This window comes from Mucilaginibacter terrigena, from assembly GCF_004168255.1.
GTDB classification, from domain to species: Bacteria; Bacteroidota; Bacteroidia; order Sphingobacteriales; family Sphingobacteriaceae; genus Mucilaginibacter; species Mucilaginibacter terrigena.
The window spans coordinates 627,044-643,679 of sequence record NZ_SEWG01000001.1 but is presented as its reverse complement, the minus strand read 5'-3'; the positions used below and the strand labels follow the sequence as shown (position 1 = coordinate 643,679).

The following is a 16,636-nucleotide window of genomic DNA, read 5'->3' as shown; positions in this document are numbered from 1 at the left end:
TTTCTATTTACTTAAACGGGTACCAAAACCCGCTTTGTTTTTTAATTGCCCCAGATCGTCTGAATGCCCAATGATAACGGCCTTAACCCCGAATGATATCGCTGTAAAGGCATTGTCCATTTTGGGGAGCATTCCGCTATGGATAATTTCGTCTGTCTTCAATTTCTCGTAACGCTCGGGGTTTATCTCCCTGATCAATGAATCTTCATCATCAATATCCTGCAAAACGCCTTTCTTTTCAAAGCAATACACCAATGTGGTTTCGTATGATTTTGAAAGCGCAACCGCCAGCGCCGAGGCAATGGTATCGGCATTGGTGTTCAACAGCTGGCCATCGCCATCGTGCGTAAGGGCGCAAAAAACAGGGGTAAAGCCGCTATCCAATAATTTACTGATATTATCCGGGTTGATAGACCCCTCGAACAGGTCGCCAGCAAAGCCATAATCTATCGTTTTAACCGGGCGTTTTTTGGCGCGGATAAAATCGCCGTCGGCACCGGTAAGGCCAATGGCGTTGGTACCGTAACGCTGCAGCTGGGCAACAACATTCTTGTTGATCAAACCGCCGTAAACCATCGTAACAATGCGCAGGGTATCAATATCGGTTATCCGCCTGCCGTCAACCAGTTTGGCTTCGATACCCATACTTTCCGAGATCTGGGTGGCCACTTTGCCGCCGCCATGCACCAGTATTTTGTACCCATCAAGCGCGGTAAAATCCTTCAGAAAACGGTGCAGATTCTCCGAGTTATCAATTACATTACCGCCAATTTTAATGATGTGCAGGGCTTGCATGGTGTATTATATATAAGTTCGATGGCAATTATAGTTATTTTTTGGGGATGCCGTAGTTTTTTTAACCATAAAGGGCACGGAGTTTTTTACAAAGAGCGCAAAGTCATTAATAAACCTTGTGGTTTAACAACCAATTTGTCAAAAAATATTGTTTGTTAAAACACATATCCGTTTTATCCTGTTAACTATTAAACCAGCGGTTGTTTATTCATTAATTTGCAGCCGGTTATACATCATATGGATAAACAAAAGAACGCCATACCCCGCGTGGTGATCATTGGCGGCGGTTTTGGCGGGGTACAACTGGCAAAAAAACTGAAGAACGCACCGGTAGAGGTACTGCTGCTGGATAAACATAATTACCATACTTTTCAGCCGCTGTTATACCAGGTGGCTACCGGCGCCATCGAGGGCGATTCGATAGGGTTCCCCATCAGGCGGATATTTAACAAGCAAAAGAATTTCACCTTTCATCTGGCCGAGGTGCAAAGTATCAACACCGAAACCAATACCATTACTGCCAGCATAGGCGAGTTGCGTTACGATTATCTGGTGATAGCAACCGGGGCCAACACCAATTTTTTTGGTAACAAAGAGCTGGAACGCAACACCATGCCCATGAAAAACATTGCCGAGGCCTTAAACATCCGCAGCCTTTTGCTGCAAAACCTGGAGAGAGCCCTGGTTACCGCGGATAAAGCCGAACGCGATGCCTTACTAACGTTTGTTATTGTAGGCGGCGGCCCCACAGGGGTAGAACTTGCAGGGGCCATATCCGAACTGCGCGAATTTATTTTATGCAAGGATTACCCCGGCCTGTGCAATGCCGACATGAAGGTGTTTTTGGTAGAGGGCAAGGATGAGTTGCTGGCGGCCATGTCGACCCCGGCATCGGTAAAGGCCAAAAAGTTTTTAACCGATATGGATATCACCATCTATAACAGCGTGCACGTAGAAAGCTACAACGGCACATTACTAAAAATAGATGATGGCACCACCATTAACACCCGCAATGTGTTTTGGGCGGCAGGCGTTAGGGGCGAGGTACCCGACGGTATGCCCGAAGAAGCGGTGATGAAAGGCGGGCGTTTACAAACCGACGGCATAAACTGCGTAAAAGGTTTTACCAATGTATTCGCCATTGGCGATGTTTCGGCGGTTATTACCGAGGCTAATCCTTTGGGCTTTCCAGGTGTGGCGCAGGTGGCGCTGCAGCAGGGTAAGCACCTTGCAAAAAATATCGTCAACATTATCAATGGCAAACCTACAACACCTTTTACCTATAACGATCTGGGTACCATGGCCACCATTGGCCGTAACAAAGCCGTTGCCGACCTGCACAAGCTGCGTTTCCAGGGATTTTTTGCCTGGGTGTTGTGGATGTTTGTTCACCTGATGTCGCTGGCGGGTTTTAGCAATAAGGCCATCGTGTTTTTTAACTGGGCGGTAAATTACCTTACCCGCAACAGCGATAACCGCCTTATTATTCATTATTTTAAAACAGATACCATGATGACCGACCCGGTGGCGAGGTAGCCATGGGCAGGTAAACTAATAGCTTTAACATATAAAATGCACCTGTTTTTAATCATCGCGCTGCTTGTAATAGTCAGCGCCATTTACTCCTACATCAACGCGCGATGGCTGAAGCTGCCCGGTACTATCGGTATCATGACGCTGGCCATCGCCGGTTCGGTGCTAACCATTATTGTGGACCGCCTAAACCCAAAAATCGCCGATAAGCTAACCATACTGGCTACAAACATCAATTTTTCTACCACGGTATTAAATATCATGCTTGGGTTCCTGCTTTTCGCGAGTGCCTTTAATTTAGATACCCGAAAATTAAAGCGCGAGATGCGGTCAGTTTTTGTGTTGAGCACCCTCGGTGTAATTGTATCAACGGCAATTTTCGGCACGCTGCTTTATTGGGTTACAGGGTTGATAGATATTAAGATCCCTTACATCTACTGTTTATTGTTCGGCGCGTTGATCTCGCCGACAGATCCTGTGGCGGTAGGGGCCATTATTAAGGGTTCTAAGCTACCCAATAACCTGGAAACCATCATCTCAGGTGAATCTTTATTTAACGACGGTATAGGGTTGGTTTTGTTTATTACGTTGCTGGAGATCACACAATCGGGTACAGATAATATAGATTTTGCAAAAGCAGCCCTCTTATTTGTACAGGAGGTATTCGGCGGTATAGCAATGGGTGCGGTAACCGGCTTTATAGCCTTCAGGCTAATGAAATCCATTAACGATTTCCAGACAATCGTATTGGTATCGTTATCGCTGGTGATGTTCAATTCATTGGCGGCTACGCTATTGCATTTATCGATCCCGCTTGCTGTGGTAACCGCCGGTTTATTTGCAGGCGGCAGGTCAATCAACATCGATAATAAAGACCACTCGCACCAGGCGCTCGAAAAATTCTGGACACTGATAGACGAGATGCTGAACACCATGCTTTTTGTGATGATAGGTTTGCAGATGGTAAATTTTCCGTTCATCCAAAATTATTGGATAACAGGTATAATTGGCATCGTTATATTGTTGGGGGCAAGGTGGCTAAGCATTATGCTGCCTTTAACTTTCCTGAGGCGATCGTTAAATGTTAATTACAGCAGCATCAATATTTTAACCTGGGCTGGTTTGCGGGGCGGCATCTCTATTGCTCTTGCGCTGGCATTGCCGGCCTCAAATTACCGGCATTTTATACTGGCAGGCACCTATTTTATCGTGATATTTTCGATAATTGTGCAGGGGCTTACCTTGAACAGGGTGATCAACGCTTCTTACAGGGAAAATGAAAAAGATTAGTGCGGCCGGAGGCCTTATAATATCGGTCACTCGGCTGGAGCCGAGCGACGGCGTGAGATTTTTAATTGTCTTTTTTAGGGGTTGCCATGTACGCCGCTATTTCCAGTTCGTTTTGATCTGTTGATTTACTGAACAATGCGATGATGTTTTCGCGTTCTACCTCTGTGCGGTTCTGGCTTAATTTCTTTTTGGCTTGCAGGTCGGTAACCACAATTTCAAAAGCGGTGATACCGTTCATCATTTTAAACTTGTAGTCGGCGGGCAAGTTATCCCACTGCTTGCGGTAAGCGGCCTCGTAAAAACCGATCATTTTTTCGAGCAGTTGCGCAACCTGCGCTTTACCCTCAATTAACGTGGCCTTGCCGTAAGCATGAACCGAGAGGTAATTCCAGGTGGGTACGCTTTGTTCCTTCTCATAATTAGTGGGAGAGATGTAGGCATGCGGCTCGGTAAATATCACCAGCGATGTTTCGTTAAATACAGCGCCTGCCTGCGGATTTGCCCTGGCAAAGTGCGATATCAAAACCAATTGCCCGCCGCGCTGCTCAACCAGAAAGGGCAGGTGGGTGGCTTCGGGTACACCATTCATCATGGTAACTATCGTCGCGAAGCTATACCTTTGCATAAAGCTGATGGCTTCCTGATGGTCGGTTATTTGAAAGTGCTTAGGCGTATACATGGGAAAGAGTCAAGATATAAGAGTCAAGAAACAAGACCATTTGAGGTTTTATTACAACGTTTCCAACATCTGTTTTAACACCGCCTGTGCAGCCCAAACACGGTTACCGGCTTCATGGATCACCACAGACTTTGGCCCGTCCAGTATCTCTGATGATAATTCAAGATCGCGGCGTACGGGCAGGCAATGCATTACTTTAGCGTTTGGCGCAACTGCATCCAGTTTGGCATTGGTCAGCATCCAGCCTTCGTTGCCACCGGTTACCGCGCCGTAAGGCTCATAAGCGGACCAATTTTTCACATAGATAAAATCAGCGTCCTTTATCGCTTCATCCTGGTTGTGGGTAATGGTTGCGCCGTTTGTAAAATCTGCACAAAGCTCGTAACCCGCGGGGTGGGCGATGGTGAAATCTACATCAGCCTTGCACATCCATTCGGCAAAAGAGTTGGGTACGGCCTGCGGCAGGGCCTTTATATGCGGTGCCCAGGTTAGTACCACTTTAGGGCGGGCTTTTGTTTTTAGTTCTTCGATGGTAACCAGGTCGGCAAGGCTTTGCAGCGGGTGGCGCGTAGCCGATTCCAAACTCACGACGGGCACCTTGCAAAACTCTACAAACTTGTTAAAAATGGATTCGCTATAATCCTCCTCGCGGTCTTTTAAACCCGGGAAGGAGCGTACCCCTATAATATCCGAATATTCGCCCATTACGCCGGCTGCTTCGCGGATATGCTCTACGGTGGTGCCATTCATAATTACGTTATCGCGCAGTTCGAGCGCCCAGCCTTCTTTATCAATGTTCAGCACAATTACGTTCATACCCAGGTTCAAGGCAGCTTTTTGGGTGCTCATACGGGTACGCAGGCTTGGGTTCAGGAAAACAAGGCTCAGGGTTTTATTCTTACCCAAATGCTGGTGCGCGTATGGGTTTTGTTTCAATTGCAATGCCCGGGCAACCAGTGCCGGCACATCCTTAACATCATTTACCGAAGAGAATAGTTTCATTTTTAGCCCGTTAAGCCTCACCCTAAATCCCTCTCCAAAGGAGAGGGATTTGTTTGTTAATTCTGTAAAAATATAATTAAATTTTAAACCACTTCATTATTAAGTCTCCCCAACCGGGGGAGATTTAGAGGGCGCGCATTGTTGTGCTGAACGCCTCTAAAAATCTGTCGGCATGCGCTTTTGTCAAATTAAGGGCGGGCAATAACCTTACCACGTTGGGTTTTGCCTCGCCAGTGAATATCTGGTGCTTAAACAGCAGATCTTTCTTAACGTTACTTAGTTCTTCGGGCAGGTCTATACCTATCATCAGGCCACGACCACGTACTTCTTTCACCTTATCGAATTTCTTTAGCTCATCTATCAGGTAGCCGCCAATTTCAGCTGCATTTTGCATCAGGTTTTCCTGCTCGATAACTTCCAGCACGGCCAAACCTGCAGCACAAGCCAAATGGTTGCCACCAAACGTAGTGCCCAGCATACCATAAGCAGGGGCAATTTTCGGCGATATAATAATACCACCAATAGGGAAGCCGTTGCCCATACCTTTAGCCATGGAGTAGATATCAGCGTTGATATTCGCATAATCGTGCGAGAAGAATTTGCCTGTACGCCCATAACCGCATTGTACCGAATCGGCAATAAAAACGGCATTGTACTCGTCACAAAGCGACCTTATTTTTCGCAGGAAACTAACAGGGGCAACCTGTATGCCACCAACACCCTGGATACCCTCGATAATTACCGAAGACACCTCATTGTTTTTGAATGCATCTTCTAAAGCCGCTTCGTCATCCCACGGCAGGAAAATTACGTTATCAGTTTCGTTAACCGGAGCTACGATTTTGGGGTTGTCCGTAGCTGCAACTGCAAGCGATGTACGACCGTGAAAAGCCTTTTTAAAGGCGATGATCTTCTTTTTGCCATTGTAAAACGATGCCAGTTTCAAAGCGTTCTCGTTAGCCTCGGCACCCGAGTTACAAAGGAATAGCTGGTAATCTTCCTTGCCCGAAACATGGCCAAGCTTTTCGGCCAGTTGTGTTTGTAGCGGGATCTCGATGGAGTTGGAATAAAAACCTATCTGGTGCAGCTGGTCTTCCAGCCGTTTTACGTAATGCGGGTTGGTATGCCCGATAGAGATAACAGCATGCCCGCCATAAAGGTCGAGGTATTCGGTGCCCTTATCATCATAAACAAGGCTGCCTTGGCCTTTTACTATGTTAATTGGATTGATTGGATATACGTCGAATAACTTCATAAGAGTTCAAAGTAGAAAGTTAAAAGTTGAAAGTGAGAAGACATATTAGTTCCTGACTTTTTTAATTAATGAGATCAACATTGCTTTAATCTCATTGATATGCTGCCAATGGAGTTGGTAAGGCTCGGGATTCATGAAGCCAAGATCTTTAGATAATAAAATCAAATACTCCACTTCATGGGATGATCCTAAGGCGATTTGTAGATAGCTGGCAAAATCCTTTTGAGTAAATCTGCCTGTTCCTTCTGCAATATTAGTAGGAATAGAAGTTGATGCTCTTTTAAGCTGGCTTATTAAATTGAATGCTTCGTCTTTTGGAAAGGTGAGCAAAGATTTATAAATACTTAGCACAAAAGCATGTGATTTTTGCCAAACTAACAACTCTTTATAATCCTGCATTTCTTAAAACTTTATACTTTCAACTTTAAACCTTCAACTTTATTAAAAACCGGTCGCCTTAAGTCGTAACCCTGCGCGTTCATCCAGGCCGAACATGAGGTTCATGTTCTGTACTGCCTGTCCGCTCGCGCCTTTAAGTAAGTTATCCATTATGCTGATTATAAATATCTTATCCTCGTGTTTCTTAACCTGAACAAAGCATTTGTTGGTGTTCACGATCTGTTTCAGGTCGATATCTTTATTGGTGACATGTGTAAATGGGTGCCCGGCATAATACTCCTGGTAAAGCTTTAATGCCTCAGCTTCGCTCAGGTCGCTCTCCGTATAAATTGAGGCGATGATACCACGGGTAAAGCCACCACGGTAAGGCACAAAATTCAAAGCCCCCCAGCCCCCTGAAGGTGGAGTAAAAGCACTTGCAGCCTGACTTAGAGATTGATTAATCTCATTCAAATGCTGGTGGTTAAATACTTTATAAACAGATAGGTTATCATTCCGCCAGGTAAAGTGCGAAGTAGGGGAAAGGCTTTGCCCGGCACCTGTAGAGCCTGTAGTTGAGGTAATATGAACCTCGCTTTTCAATAAGCCTTTGCTCGCAAGCGGTAACAAGCCTAATTGCAGGCAGGTAGCAAAACAACCCGGATTAGCTATATTATCGGCCGTTTTAATGGCTTCGCGGTTTAATTCAGGTAAACCGTAAACAAAGCTTTTATTACCGATGGCCGCATTCTGACTTAATCGAAAATCCTGGCTTAGGTCAATTATTTTAATATGATCAGGGATCTCATTCGCCTCTAAAAACTTCTTAGCATCACCATGGCCCACACATAAAAACAAAACATCGATATTAAAAGCCAGTTCCGATGCAAACTGAAGTTCAGTATCGCCAAAAAGGTCGGTATGTACATCGTAAACATGGTTGCCCGCGTTACTATTGCTATGCACAAACACGATCTCAACATTGGGATGGTTGATCAGTATCCTTAGCATCTCGCCAGCGGTATAACCCGCGCCGCCAAGAATGCCGACACGAACTTTAGCCCCAGCCCCCCAACCCCCTGAAGGGGGAGTTTGGCCCCCGGCCCCCTGAAGGGGGAGTTTTTGAATATCTTTATTAGTTTCAGTCATATTATCAAATTTAGTTTCTCCGTTATCCAACGGAGGTTAGGGGGCTACATTTACCCGATCATTTTTTGTAGATGGTGATGAGTAGAGGATAAATTCCAGGTCGCTGCTTTCTTTATTGCTTATAAAATGCTTTTGACCGGGTTTAATTTCTATCCCTTGCTCTGGTTTTAAAACGCTTATCTCCCCGTCGATAGTAAAAGTTGCCCTGCCTTTCAGGATGAAGAAAAACTGTGAGGCCTTTTCGTGATAATGTAATTGCTCGGCAGTATCGGGCGGCATTAATTCTTGTTTTATGGATAATGCATCGGTGTCAACATAGTTCCAGCCGTAGCAATCATCGCCCCACTTATAGGTGCTTAAGCATTCGCTGCGTGAAAAAACACGAGGCCCCCCAGCCCCCTGAAAGGGGAGTTTTTGAAGATCAGCTTTATTAGTTTCAGTCATATTACAAATTTAGTTCCCCCTTTAGGGGGTTAGGGGGCTTCGCTCTATTCAGCTCCCCCTTCAGGGGGCTGGGGGACAGCATTTACTTTGTGATATATCATTACCTGGTTACCGAAGATCTTAGAGAAACCTTTCACATCTTCGCCGCTCCACGAGTTGTTCATTTCGCCGTAGCTGCCAAATTTGTTGCTCATCAGGTCGTGCTCCGACTCGATACCCACCACCTGGAAACGGTACGGGTGCAACTCAACAAATACTTTGCCGCTCACATTTTTTTGAGTATCGGTCAAAAACGCCTCCATATTACGCATAATAGGGTCGTGGAATTGCCCTTCGTGCAGCCAGTTGCCATAGAATGATGATAATTGATCCTTCCATGATAGCTGCCATTTGGTAAGCACATGTTTTTCTAAAGTATGGTGCGCTTTAATGATCACCATTGGCGCGGCAGCCTCAAAACCAACGCGGCCTTTTATACCGATGATGGTATCGCCCACGTGGATATCGCGGCCAATGCCGTAAGGCTGTGCTATGGCTTGCAATGCCTGTATCGCTTTTGTTGGATGGTCGTATTTTTCATTATCGATACCAACCAATTCGCCTTGCTCAAATACCAGTTCTAATGTTTTTGGCTCAGACGCGGTAACCTGTGTAGGCCATGCTTCTTCAGGAAGGCCTAAGTTGGAGGTCAGGGTTTCTTTACCGCCTACAGATGTACCCCAGATACCTTTGTTAATGGAGTACTTCGCTTTCTCGAAGTTCATTTCAACGCCGTGTTTTTTCAGGTATTCAATTTCGGCCTCGCGGCTTAATTTAAGGTCGCGGATAGGGGTGATGATCTGCACCTCTGGCACCAATATGTTAAATATCATATCAAAACGCACCTGGTCGTTACCGGCGCCTGTACTGCCGTGGGCAACCGACTCGGCGCCTATTTCTTTAGCGTAATTGGCAATAGCCGTAGCCTGGCTAACACGTTCGGCACTTACCGATAGCGGGTAGGTGTTATTTTTTAACACGTTGCCATATATCAAAAAGCGTACGCAGGTGTTGTAGAAGTTTTCGGTTTCGTCAACCACGTGGTGCGATGTTACGCCCATCTGGTAAGCGCGTTCTTCAACGCCCTTAAGCTCTTCATCACTAAAACCACCCGTATTTACAATTACCGAGTGAACCTCGTAACCCAGGTCGCGTGTTAAATAAATACAGCAAAATGAGGTATCTAATCCGCCGCTGTATGCCAGTACTACTTTCTTTTTCATGGTAAAAGGTAAAAGGTAAAAGGTGAAAGGTTATTTTCCATCTCTTAAAAATTTAATGAATGAGATAAGCATCGCTTTTATCTCGTTTATGGGTTGGTAAACTAAATCGTATTTATCTTGTGAAATATATTCTAAGTCAAAAATCAATAAACATGTATATTCCACTTCAAGAGCCGAACCTAAGGCATTATCGAGATAATGCGTAAAATCTTTATCAGTATTCTTTCCACATCCTTCAACGATATTCATCGGAATGGAGTACGCCGAACGTCGCAATTGATTGGTTAGGGCAAATTTTTCTTCAGGTGGCATAACAGGTAATATTTCCCGATACACGAGTTTTGTAAAAGAATGGGCTTTTTTCCAAATATCAAGTTTTTTATAATCTCTCATTACCTTTTACCTTTCGCCTTTTACCTTTAACCTAATGCTATTATCTTCTCCATCCGCTTCTTTATCGCTTTTTCAATGCGCTCCAGCAATGTCGCTTTATGAGTGATCTTCTTCATTTTCTCTTCATATTCTTTCTGAATTGCCTCTGGGTCGAAAAGCATGGCGGTGCACATGCAGTTCTTGCGGTCTTTGCTCATCAATATGTCGTAATTAACACAGCTGCGGCATCCTTTCCAAAAGTCTTCGTCCTGCGTAAGTTCTGAATAGGTTACCGGTTCGTAGCCTATCTCCGAGTTTATCTTCATTACGGCAAGGCCTGTGGTTAAGCCAAACAGTTTAGCTTTTGGGTATTTGCTGCGCGAGAGTTCGAATATTTTATGCTTGATTGCCTTGGCAAGTCCTGCTTTGCGATAGATAGGGTTTACGATCAAACCCGAATTGGCCACAAAATCACCGTGGCTCCAGGTCTCGATATAACAAAAACCTGCCCAGGTGCCATCTTTATGCAGGGCTATAACCGCCTTGCCTTCCAGCATCTTATTGGCTACATACTCCGGCGACCGCTGCGCAATACCCGTACCGCGCGCCTTTGCCGATTCCGCCATTTCATCACATATAATAGTGGCAAAATCTGCATGTTGTGCAGTTGCTACGGTTATGTCAAAATCTTGTATGGTCATTAGTATAGAAAAATTACCGTTAAATTATTGGCTTTGTAAGGCCATAATAATTAGAGGGACAATGTTTAAGGAGGTTTAAAGAGCAACGTCCTTATTTGGGTGGAGATTAAAACCTAATTCAAACCCGTGGGATGAACACCCGTCGTCGGCTGGGAGGGAACAACAAAACAAAAGAAACTAAAGCAGCGGCAACCGGGGCAAAAAATGCACTGATATCCGTTCTGTTTATGTTTTGTTTGATCATTTTATGTAAAGTGTGTGTACTTTTTAATTTTGTGCAAATTATTACATTAAATTTTACTTATGCAAGAAAAAACTGTTATAATTTGCCTGCACGCATAAAACATTACATTTAAGAAATATTAATATAACATGCAGGCAAGCAATTTTTAGCGAAATGACCGGTTTGGTTCTTGGTATATTATTATTGTACATAAATCTTTTTGCACATCCTATTTCAATCCATTACCTTTAAAAACCTTATAACCCAAATCATAAGCCTTATATGTCGAAACCGCATTACCCCATTTTAGACGGATTGCGTGGCACAGCCGCCCTATTAGTAGTAATATTCCATTTGTTTGAAGGCTATTTCCCCGAGTTGCCTAAACATCCCATGCACCACGGTTACCTGGCGGTCGACTTTTTTTATATGCTATCGGGCTTTGTGGTGGGTTACGCTTATGACGACCGGTGGGCAAAGGGCATGACGATTAAGCAATTCCTGAAGATCCGCCTGGTGCGTCTGCACCCGCTGGTTATTTTGGGTACCGTAATAGGGGCCATCGCTTTCTGGTTCGACCCATTTAAGGATAACCTGCACTTTGATGTATGGAAGCTGGTAGTGGTTGCCCTGATTGGCTTTACCATGCTGCCAACGCCGGTTGATGTGCGCGGCTGGGGCGAAACACACCCACTTGACGGACCGTGCTGGAGCCTGATGCAGGAATATATTGCCAATATCATTTACGCCGTTTTTGGCCGTAAAATGACTAAAACCGTTTTGTGGATAGTAGTTATATTAAGCGGCGTGGTGCTTACCGTGGTATCTGTTGACCACGGCGACCTGGGTACCGGCTGGGGCTTTGGCAAAATAAAATCTGAATTTATTGCGGGCTGGTTTTACGGACCAGGGGCCGAGGGGTACCCGAATATCTGGGTAGCGCCGGTGCGCATGATGTTCCCTTTCTTTGCTGGTTTGTTGCTGTTCCGCGCGGGTAAGCTTATCCGTGTACCAATGGCATACACGGTTTGTTCGCTGGCGTTAGCGGCGCTTTACTTTTTCCCGTGGTACAGCTGGAACGGTTATTTCGATGCGGTTTGTATCATCGTAGCGTTCCCGCTTATATTGGCGGCAGGGGCAGGCGGGCACGTAAGCGGCAGGTGGGCTAAGCTTTGTAAATTTTCGGGCGATATCTCGTATCCTATTTATATCGTCCATTACCCGTTCATTTATATTTACACCTTCTGGATCATCAAAGAAAAACCCGCGCCGTCAACGGTAATCCCGGTTGCATGCGGCCTTTTCGTGTTTTTCATGTTGCTGGCCTATGCCGCGCTTAAACTGTACGACGAGCCGGTAAGAGAGAGGCTTAAGCAAAGATTTTTAAAATTCAGGCAGTCTGTTTAATTAACCTTTAGCGTAATACTAAGCGGTTTATTTTATTTTTTTTAATTATAACGATAATTTATAAAATCCAACGGGAGAGTGTTATCGTAAATAGCTGTATACATAATGCTAAATTTTAAATGAAAACCGATTTTCAAAAAAAAGTTGACGAGATAGTAAACAATATACGGGTTATCAGGGAGCGTAAAAATTACAGCCAGGATTATCTGGCCATGAAGATGAGTTCATCGCAAAATTCTTATTCAAAAATGGAGTTAGGGTACTCCAAATTAACCGTTGCCAAACTGCTGGAAATTTGCGAAGTGCTTGAAATAAGCGTAATAGATGTTATTTATCCAAACAAGCCCAGGGCCCCATACCGCCTGGTGTATAACCCTGCCTATAAGTTGCGGCGTTAAGTTACAACTTATTAAACCAGCCCTTACGCCAAAATATAAGCACCTGGAACGCGCCTATCAAAAACATGCCTATCAACGCATAAACATAACCGTGCTGTACATACAGTTCGGGCATATTGTCTCGTATTACATGCCCGTGGGTGTCTTCGCGACTAAAGTTCATACCGTAGATACCGGCGATAAAGGTTAGCGGGATAAAGATAACCGAGATGATGGTTAGCACTTTCATGATCTCGTTCATGCGGTTGCTCACCATGCTCAGGTACAGGTCGATGATACTGCTGGTCACCTCTTTGTAGCTCTCTACCATATCCATGGCCTGTATGCAATGGTCGTAGGCATCGCGCAGGTATAGCTTGGTTTCCTGGGTTATTTCGGGGCTTTCACTGCGGATCATGTCGTTGATCTTGTCGCGTTCGGGCCAGCAGGCGCGGCGGATGATGATGAGCGTTCGCTTTAACTGCTGCGCATCAAACATGATGCTTTTATCGGGGCTTTGGTACAGCTTATCCTCGGTTTGGTCTATCATATCGCCAATTTTGGATAGCATCACAAAGTAATTATCCAGGATGGTATCCGTCAGCGCGTAAAATATATAACCCGGCCCGCCGGTGCGGATAATGCCTTTGCCGGCTTTCAGGCGGGTGGTAATTACCTCAAAATAATCCAGGTGGCTCTCTTCAAAGCTGATAACTATGTTGTCCTTTACGATGCCGCTAAATTGGCAGTTCACCAACTCGTTTTCCTTATTAAAATAAATAACGCGGCTGGTGCCAAACACATAGCCTTCGTACTCGTCAAACTTGGGGCGCTGGTGGGTATTTACTATATCCTCTAAAACCAATTGATTTATCCCCAAAAAGGTACCGATATCCTCCATCAGCTTGGCATCGCCCAGGCCATTGATCTTTATCCAGTGGGTATGGTCGTTGCATTTGGCTATCTGGCGGGTAATGGTTTCCATATCGGTGCCATTACTCACCTGCAGGTCGTCCTGGTTAAAAGAGTAGATGGTGATCTTTGGCGGCAGGGCATCCTCGGGGATGATAACCGTACCGGGGCGTGCACCTACGTTAATGTTCCGTTTTTTGTTTTTATAGCGTACGCGCCTGGTATAAGCCATTACAAATAATTTAAGGCCTGCGGGCCCTGGTTAAACAAAAGGTCGATGATGCTGAGGTTTTTCAAAAACCCCTGCCGCTCTTCAAAAACCTGAAAGTAAGGCTTTTGTTCAGTATCGGGCGTATATTTAGCACTAAATGCGCTGCGCAGGTCGGTAAGGTTGGGGTAGGTGGCTTCGTAGGTATCGGCAAAGTTTATGTCGAGCTTTATTTTTAGCAGGCGCAGCAATAAGGCCATCAGCTCGCTATTATAATCAATCAGAAAGGTGGTTTGCTTTTCATAGAACGGCGCGAAATCATCCTCGTAATATTCAAAATAAGCCGAGCTGCGGTAACAGGTTTGCATGCCCATCCAGTGCGAGCGCTGCCACCTAAAATCGTAGCTGATGCGCACATCCTTTGTTTTGGTATGATTTTTTGAACCTTTTATAACGGGCACGGTAAGCGTTTGCCGCCCGTCGGGCGAGTAGATGTTTGCCCGGTTACGGTAGGTTTGCTTGGGGAAATGTTCTTCGCGTTCAAACACCACGTCCGGCTTAATGTCTACCAGTTTTGTGAAATAATCGACCGGGGGCAGGTAAAACATCGGTAAAACAGCACCGTTCTCAATCATATATATTTTTTATGTTTGTGGCAAAATTGGTAAAAATGTTAAGAAAAGCGGCTTTAAATACGGGTATATTTTTTTTGTACCTGGTATCGTTACTGCCGTTTTGGTTTTTATACGGCGTAGCCGATGTTATCTTCCTCGTCCTTTACTACGTAATCCGCTACCGCAGGGATGTGGTGAAGCTGAACCTTACCAATTCGTTCCCCGAACGTACCGAAGCCGAACGGCATAAAATTGAACGCCGTTACTACCGCTACATGGCCGACCTGATGGTGGAAACCATTAAAATGATAACTGTTTCAGAAAAGTCGTTACGCAAGCGGATGAAACCCACAAACCCCGAATTGGTTGAACATTATTTTAAACAAAACCGCAGTATTATAGCCGCCGCAGGGCATTACTGCAACTGGGAAATGGCCGCGCTGGCCTTTGGCCTGTTAACTACCGAAAAACGCATCATTGTTTATAAACCTTTAACCAACGAGGTGTTTGATGCGATGTTTAACCGTGTGAGGGCGCGTTTTGGGGCCATGCTGGTTGCCATGCGCCAAACCCTGCGCACCATGATAGCTTTGAAAAACCAGCTTACCTTTAGCGTATTGGTAAGCGACCAAACGCCCAACATGCACGAAATAAATTATTTCACCACTTTTTTAAACCAGCCCACAGCGGTTTTTTTGGGGATTGAAAAGCTGGCCAAACTGATTGATGCCGCCGTGATATTTTACCGGATCGATCGCGTAAGCCGGGGTTATTATACTTATACCTTAGTGCCCTTAATAGAGCAACCCAAACTAACTACCGACCACGAAATAACCGAGGCGCATGTGCGTTACCTTGAAAAACTGATACAGGAAAAACCGCAGTACTGGCTCTGGAGCCATCGCCGGTGGAAATATATGCCGGAGGACCTAAGCAAATGATGAACACACCAAAAGTTGCCATAGTAATCCTGAACTGGAATGGCATCAAGTACCTCCGCGATTTCCTGCCCTCTGTACTGGCATCCACTTACCCTAATTTGGATATTGTGGTTGGCGATAACGGCTCGTCGGATGAATCGCTTGAGTTTTTGCGAGGCAGGTATCCATCCATCCGCATCATCGAAAATAAAGAGAACTATGGTTTTACAGGCGGATATAACCGGGTGCTGGCACAGGTAGAGGCCGATTACTATATACTGCTAAACTCCGATGTAGAAGTGGAGCCTAACTGGATCCAGCCGGTTATCGAATTAATGGAAGGCGACGCGCAGATTGCCGCAGCCGCCCCCAAAATACGGTCGTTTCATCAAAAAAAATTTTTTGAGCATGCGGGTGCCGCAGGTGGCTTTATAGATAAATTTGGTTACCCGTTTTGCCGCGGGCGAATATTCTACGAGATAGAGGAGGACAGGGGCCAGTACGAGCAACCGGGCGAGATCTTCTGGGCATCGGGCGCGGCCATGTTCATTAAAAAACATTGCTGGGACCTGGCAGGCGGCTTTGATGAAACCTTCTTCGCGCATATGGAGGAGATTGACCTTTGCTGGCGATTGAAAAACATGGGTTATAAAGTGATGTACTGTCCGCAATCGCAGGTGTACCACGTTGGCGGGGGTACGCTTAATGCCGAAAACCCTTTTAAAACATACCTTAACTTCCGTAATAACCTATTGCTGCTTAAAAACAACCTGCCGTTTTGGAAGGCGCTGTGGGTGATCAGCCTGCGCTTTTGGATGGACCTAATGGCGCTGGCCCGTTTCCTGATGGAAGGGAAGCGCAAGGATGCCTGGGCTATCAGCAGGGCGCACCAGAACTTTATAAGAAGGCTGTTTAAGTCGAAAGTTAAAAGTCTAAACCCGATAGCTATCGGGTCAAAAGAGTACAGGGAGGTGGTTTCAAGCCGGAAGGCACATCATCTTACCGGTACATATTCGCGTAGTTTGGTTTGGGATTTTTTTGTTGGTAAAAAGACGAAATTTACTGACCTGGAAAAGAGCGATTTGCATTAATCGACGACGATGTCATGGTGAGCC

At 45.3% G+C, this 16,636-nt stretch carries 18 protein-coding genes; 6 read left to right on the top strand and 12 right to left on the bottom strand.

Features of this window, described 5'->3' with window-relative positions; all coding sequences use genetic code 11:
• Window positions 1-3: 3 nt before the first annotated feature.
• Window positions 4-795, bottom strand: a complete 792-nt coding sequence (gene argB / locus EWM62_RS02835; RefSeq protein ID WP_129875117.1) for an acetylglutamate kinase — start codon at window positions 793-795, stop codon at window positions 4-6.
• A gap of 237 nt (window positions 796-1,032) precedes the next feature.
• Between argB and EWM62_RS02830 the strand changes: the two genes are divergently transcribed.
• Both EWM62_RS02830 and EWM62_RS02825 read left to right on the top strand, forming a co-directional pair.
• On the top strand, window positions 1,033-2,331 hold the full coding sequence (locus EWM62_RS02830; protein WP_129875116.1) for an NAD(P)/FAD-dependent oxidoreductase: 1,299 nt from the start codon (window positions 1,033-1,035) through the stop codon (window positions 2,329-2,331).
• A gap of 36 nt (window positions 2,332-2,367) precedes the next feature.
• Window positions 2,368-3,618, top strand: a complete 1,251-nt coding sequence (locus tag EWM62_RS02825) for a cation:proton antiporter (protein ID WP_129875115.1) — start codon at window positions 2,368-2,370, stop codon at window positions 3,616-3,618.
• A gap of 61 nt (window positions 3,619-3,679) precedes the next feature.
• On the opposite strand, the gene EWM62_RS02820 is transcribed toward EWM62_RS02825, so the two are convergent.
• The 9 genes from EWM62_RS02820 to EWM62_RS02780 all read right to left on the bottom strand — a co-directional run bounded on the left by EWM62_RS02820 (window position 3,680) and on the right by EWM62_RS02780 (window position 10,860).
• The gene (locus EWM62_RS02820; RefSeq protein WP_129875114.1) at window positions 3,680-4,297 is read right to left on the bottom strand and encodes an FMN-binding negative transcriptional regulator; all 618 of its coding nucleotides are present in this window, start codon (window positions 4,295-4,297) and stop codon (window positions 3,680-3,682) included.
• 51 nt (window positions 4,298-4,348) lie between these two features.
• Window positions 4,349-5,299: a Rossmann-fold NAD(P)-binding domain-containing protein gene (locus tag EWM62_RS02815; protein WP_129875113.1), complete on the bottom strand. Its 951-nt coding sequence runs from the start codon at window positions 5,297-5,299 to the stop codon at window positions 4,349-4,351.
• Between the two features lie 124 nt (window positions 5,300-5,423).
• Window positions 5,424-6,554, bottom strand: coding sequence for an aspartate aminotransferase family protein (locus EWM62_RS02810; RefSeq protein WP_129875112.1), 1,131 nt, complete (start codon window positions 6,552-6,554; stop codon window positions 5,424-5,426).
• A gap of 45 nt (window positions 6,555-6,599) precedes the next feature.
• Entirely contained in the window at window positions 6,600-6,953 is a 354-nt protein-coding gene (locus tag EWM62_RS02805) for a four helix bundle protein (RefSeq protein ID WP_129875111.1), read from the bottom strand.
• A 42-nt stretch (window positions 6,954-6,995) separates the two neighbouring features.
• A complete protein-coding gene (argC, locus tag EWM62_RS02800) occupies window positions 6,996-7,943 on the bottom strand; it encodes an N-acetyl-gamma-glutamyl-phosphate reductase (protein ID WP_238989263.1) in 948 nt (315 codons plus the stop codon).
• Window positions 7,944-8,117: 174 nt separating this feature from the next.
• Complete coding sequence (locus EWM62_RS02795) at window positions 8,118-8,525, bottom strand: cupin domain-containing protein (protein ID WP_129875109.1); 408 nt, start codon at window positions 8,523-8,525, stop codon at window positions 8,118-8,120.
• Window positions 8,526-8,569: 44 nt separating this feature from the next.
• Window positions 8,570-9,787 carry an argininosuccinate synthase gene (argG, locus tag EWM62_RS02790; RefSeq protein WP_129875108.1) on the bottom strand — a complete coding sequence of 406 codons (1,218 nt, stop codon included), beginning with the start codon at window positions 9,785-9,787 and terminating at the stop codon, window positions 8,570-8,572.
• A gap of 30 nt (window positions 9,788-9,817) precedes the next feature.
• Window positions 9,818-10,180 (bottom strand): four helix bundle protein, encoded by a 363-nt coding sequence (locus EWM62_RS02785; protein WP_129875107.1) that lies wholly within the window; start codon window positions 10,178-10,180, stop codon window positions 9,818-9,820.
• Between the two features lie 26 nt (window positions 10,181-10,206).
• A complete protein-coding gene (locus tag EWM62_RS02780) occupies window positions 10,207-10,860 on the bottom strand; it encodes a GNAT family N-acetyltransferase (protein ID WP_129875106.1) in 654 nt (217 codons plus the stop codon).
• 505 nt (window positions 10,861-11,365) lie between these two features.
• Here EWM62_RS02780 and EWM62_RS02775 point away from each other — a divergent pair.
• Window positions 11,366-12,490 carry an acyltransferase family protein gene (locus EWM62_RS02775; RefSeq protein WP_129875105.1) on the top strand — a complete coding sequence of 375 codons (1,125 nt, stop codon included), beginning with the start codon at window positions 11,366-11,368 and terminating at the stop codon, window positions 12,488-12,490.
• Window positions 12,491-12,609: 119 nt separating this feature from the next.
• The gene (locus EWM62_RS02770) at window positions 12,610-12,888 is read left to right on the top strand and encodes a helix-turn-helix domain-containing protein (RefSeq protein ID WP_129875104.1); all 279 of its coding nucleotides are present in this window, start codon (window positions 12,610-12,612) and stop codon (window positions 12,886-12,888) included.
• A gap of 1 nt (window position 12,889) precedes the next feature.
• Here the strand turns inward: EWM62_RS02770 and corA are convergent, their stop codons facing one another.
• Entirely contained in the window at window positions 12,890-14,011 is a 1,122-nt protein-coding gene (gene corA, locus EWM62_RS02765) for a magnesium/cobalt transporter CorA (protein WP_129875103.1), read from the bottom strand.
• Window positions 14,011-14,622, bottom strand: coding sequence for a WbqC family protein (locus tag EWM62_RS02760; protein WP_129875102.1), 612 nt, complete (start codon window positions 14,620-14,622; stop codon window positions 14,011-14,013). Before EWM62_RS02760 ends, corA begins: the two co-directional genes overlap by 1 nt.
• 35 nt (window positions 14,623-14,657) lie before the next feature.
• Here EWM62_RS02760 and EWM62_RS02755 point away from each other — a divergent pair, with 35 nt between their 5' ends.
• Together EWM62_RS02755 and EWM62_RS02750 are read left to right on the top strand one after the other, a co-directional pair.
• A complete protein-coding gene (locus tag EWM62_RS02755; RefSeq protein WP_129875101.1) occupies window positions 14,658-15,542 on the top strand; it encodes a lysophospholipid acyltransferase family protein in 885 nt (294 codons plus the stop codon).
• Window positions 15,542-16,612 carry a glycosyltransferase family 2 protein gene (locus EWM62_RS02750; RefSeq protein ID WP_129875305.1) on the top strand — a complete coding sequence of 357 codons (1,071 nt, stop codon included), beginning with the start codon at window positions 15,542-15,544 and terminating at the stop codon, window positions 16,610-16,612. The genes EWM62_RS02755 and EWM62_RS02750 overlap by 1 nt, the downstream gene beginning before the upstream one ends.
• The last annotated feature ends 24 nt before the right edge of the window (window positions 16,613-16,636 follow it).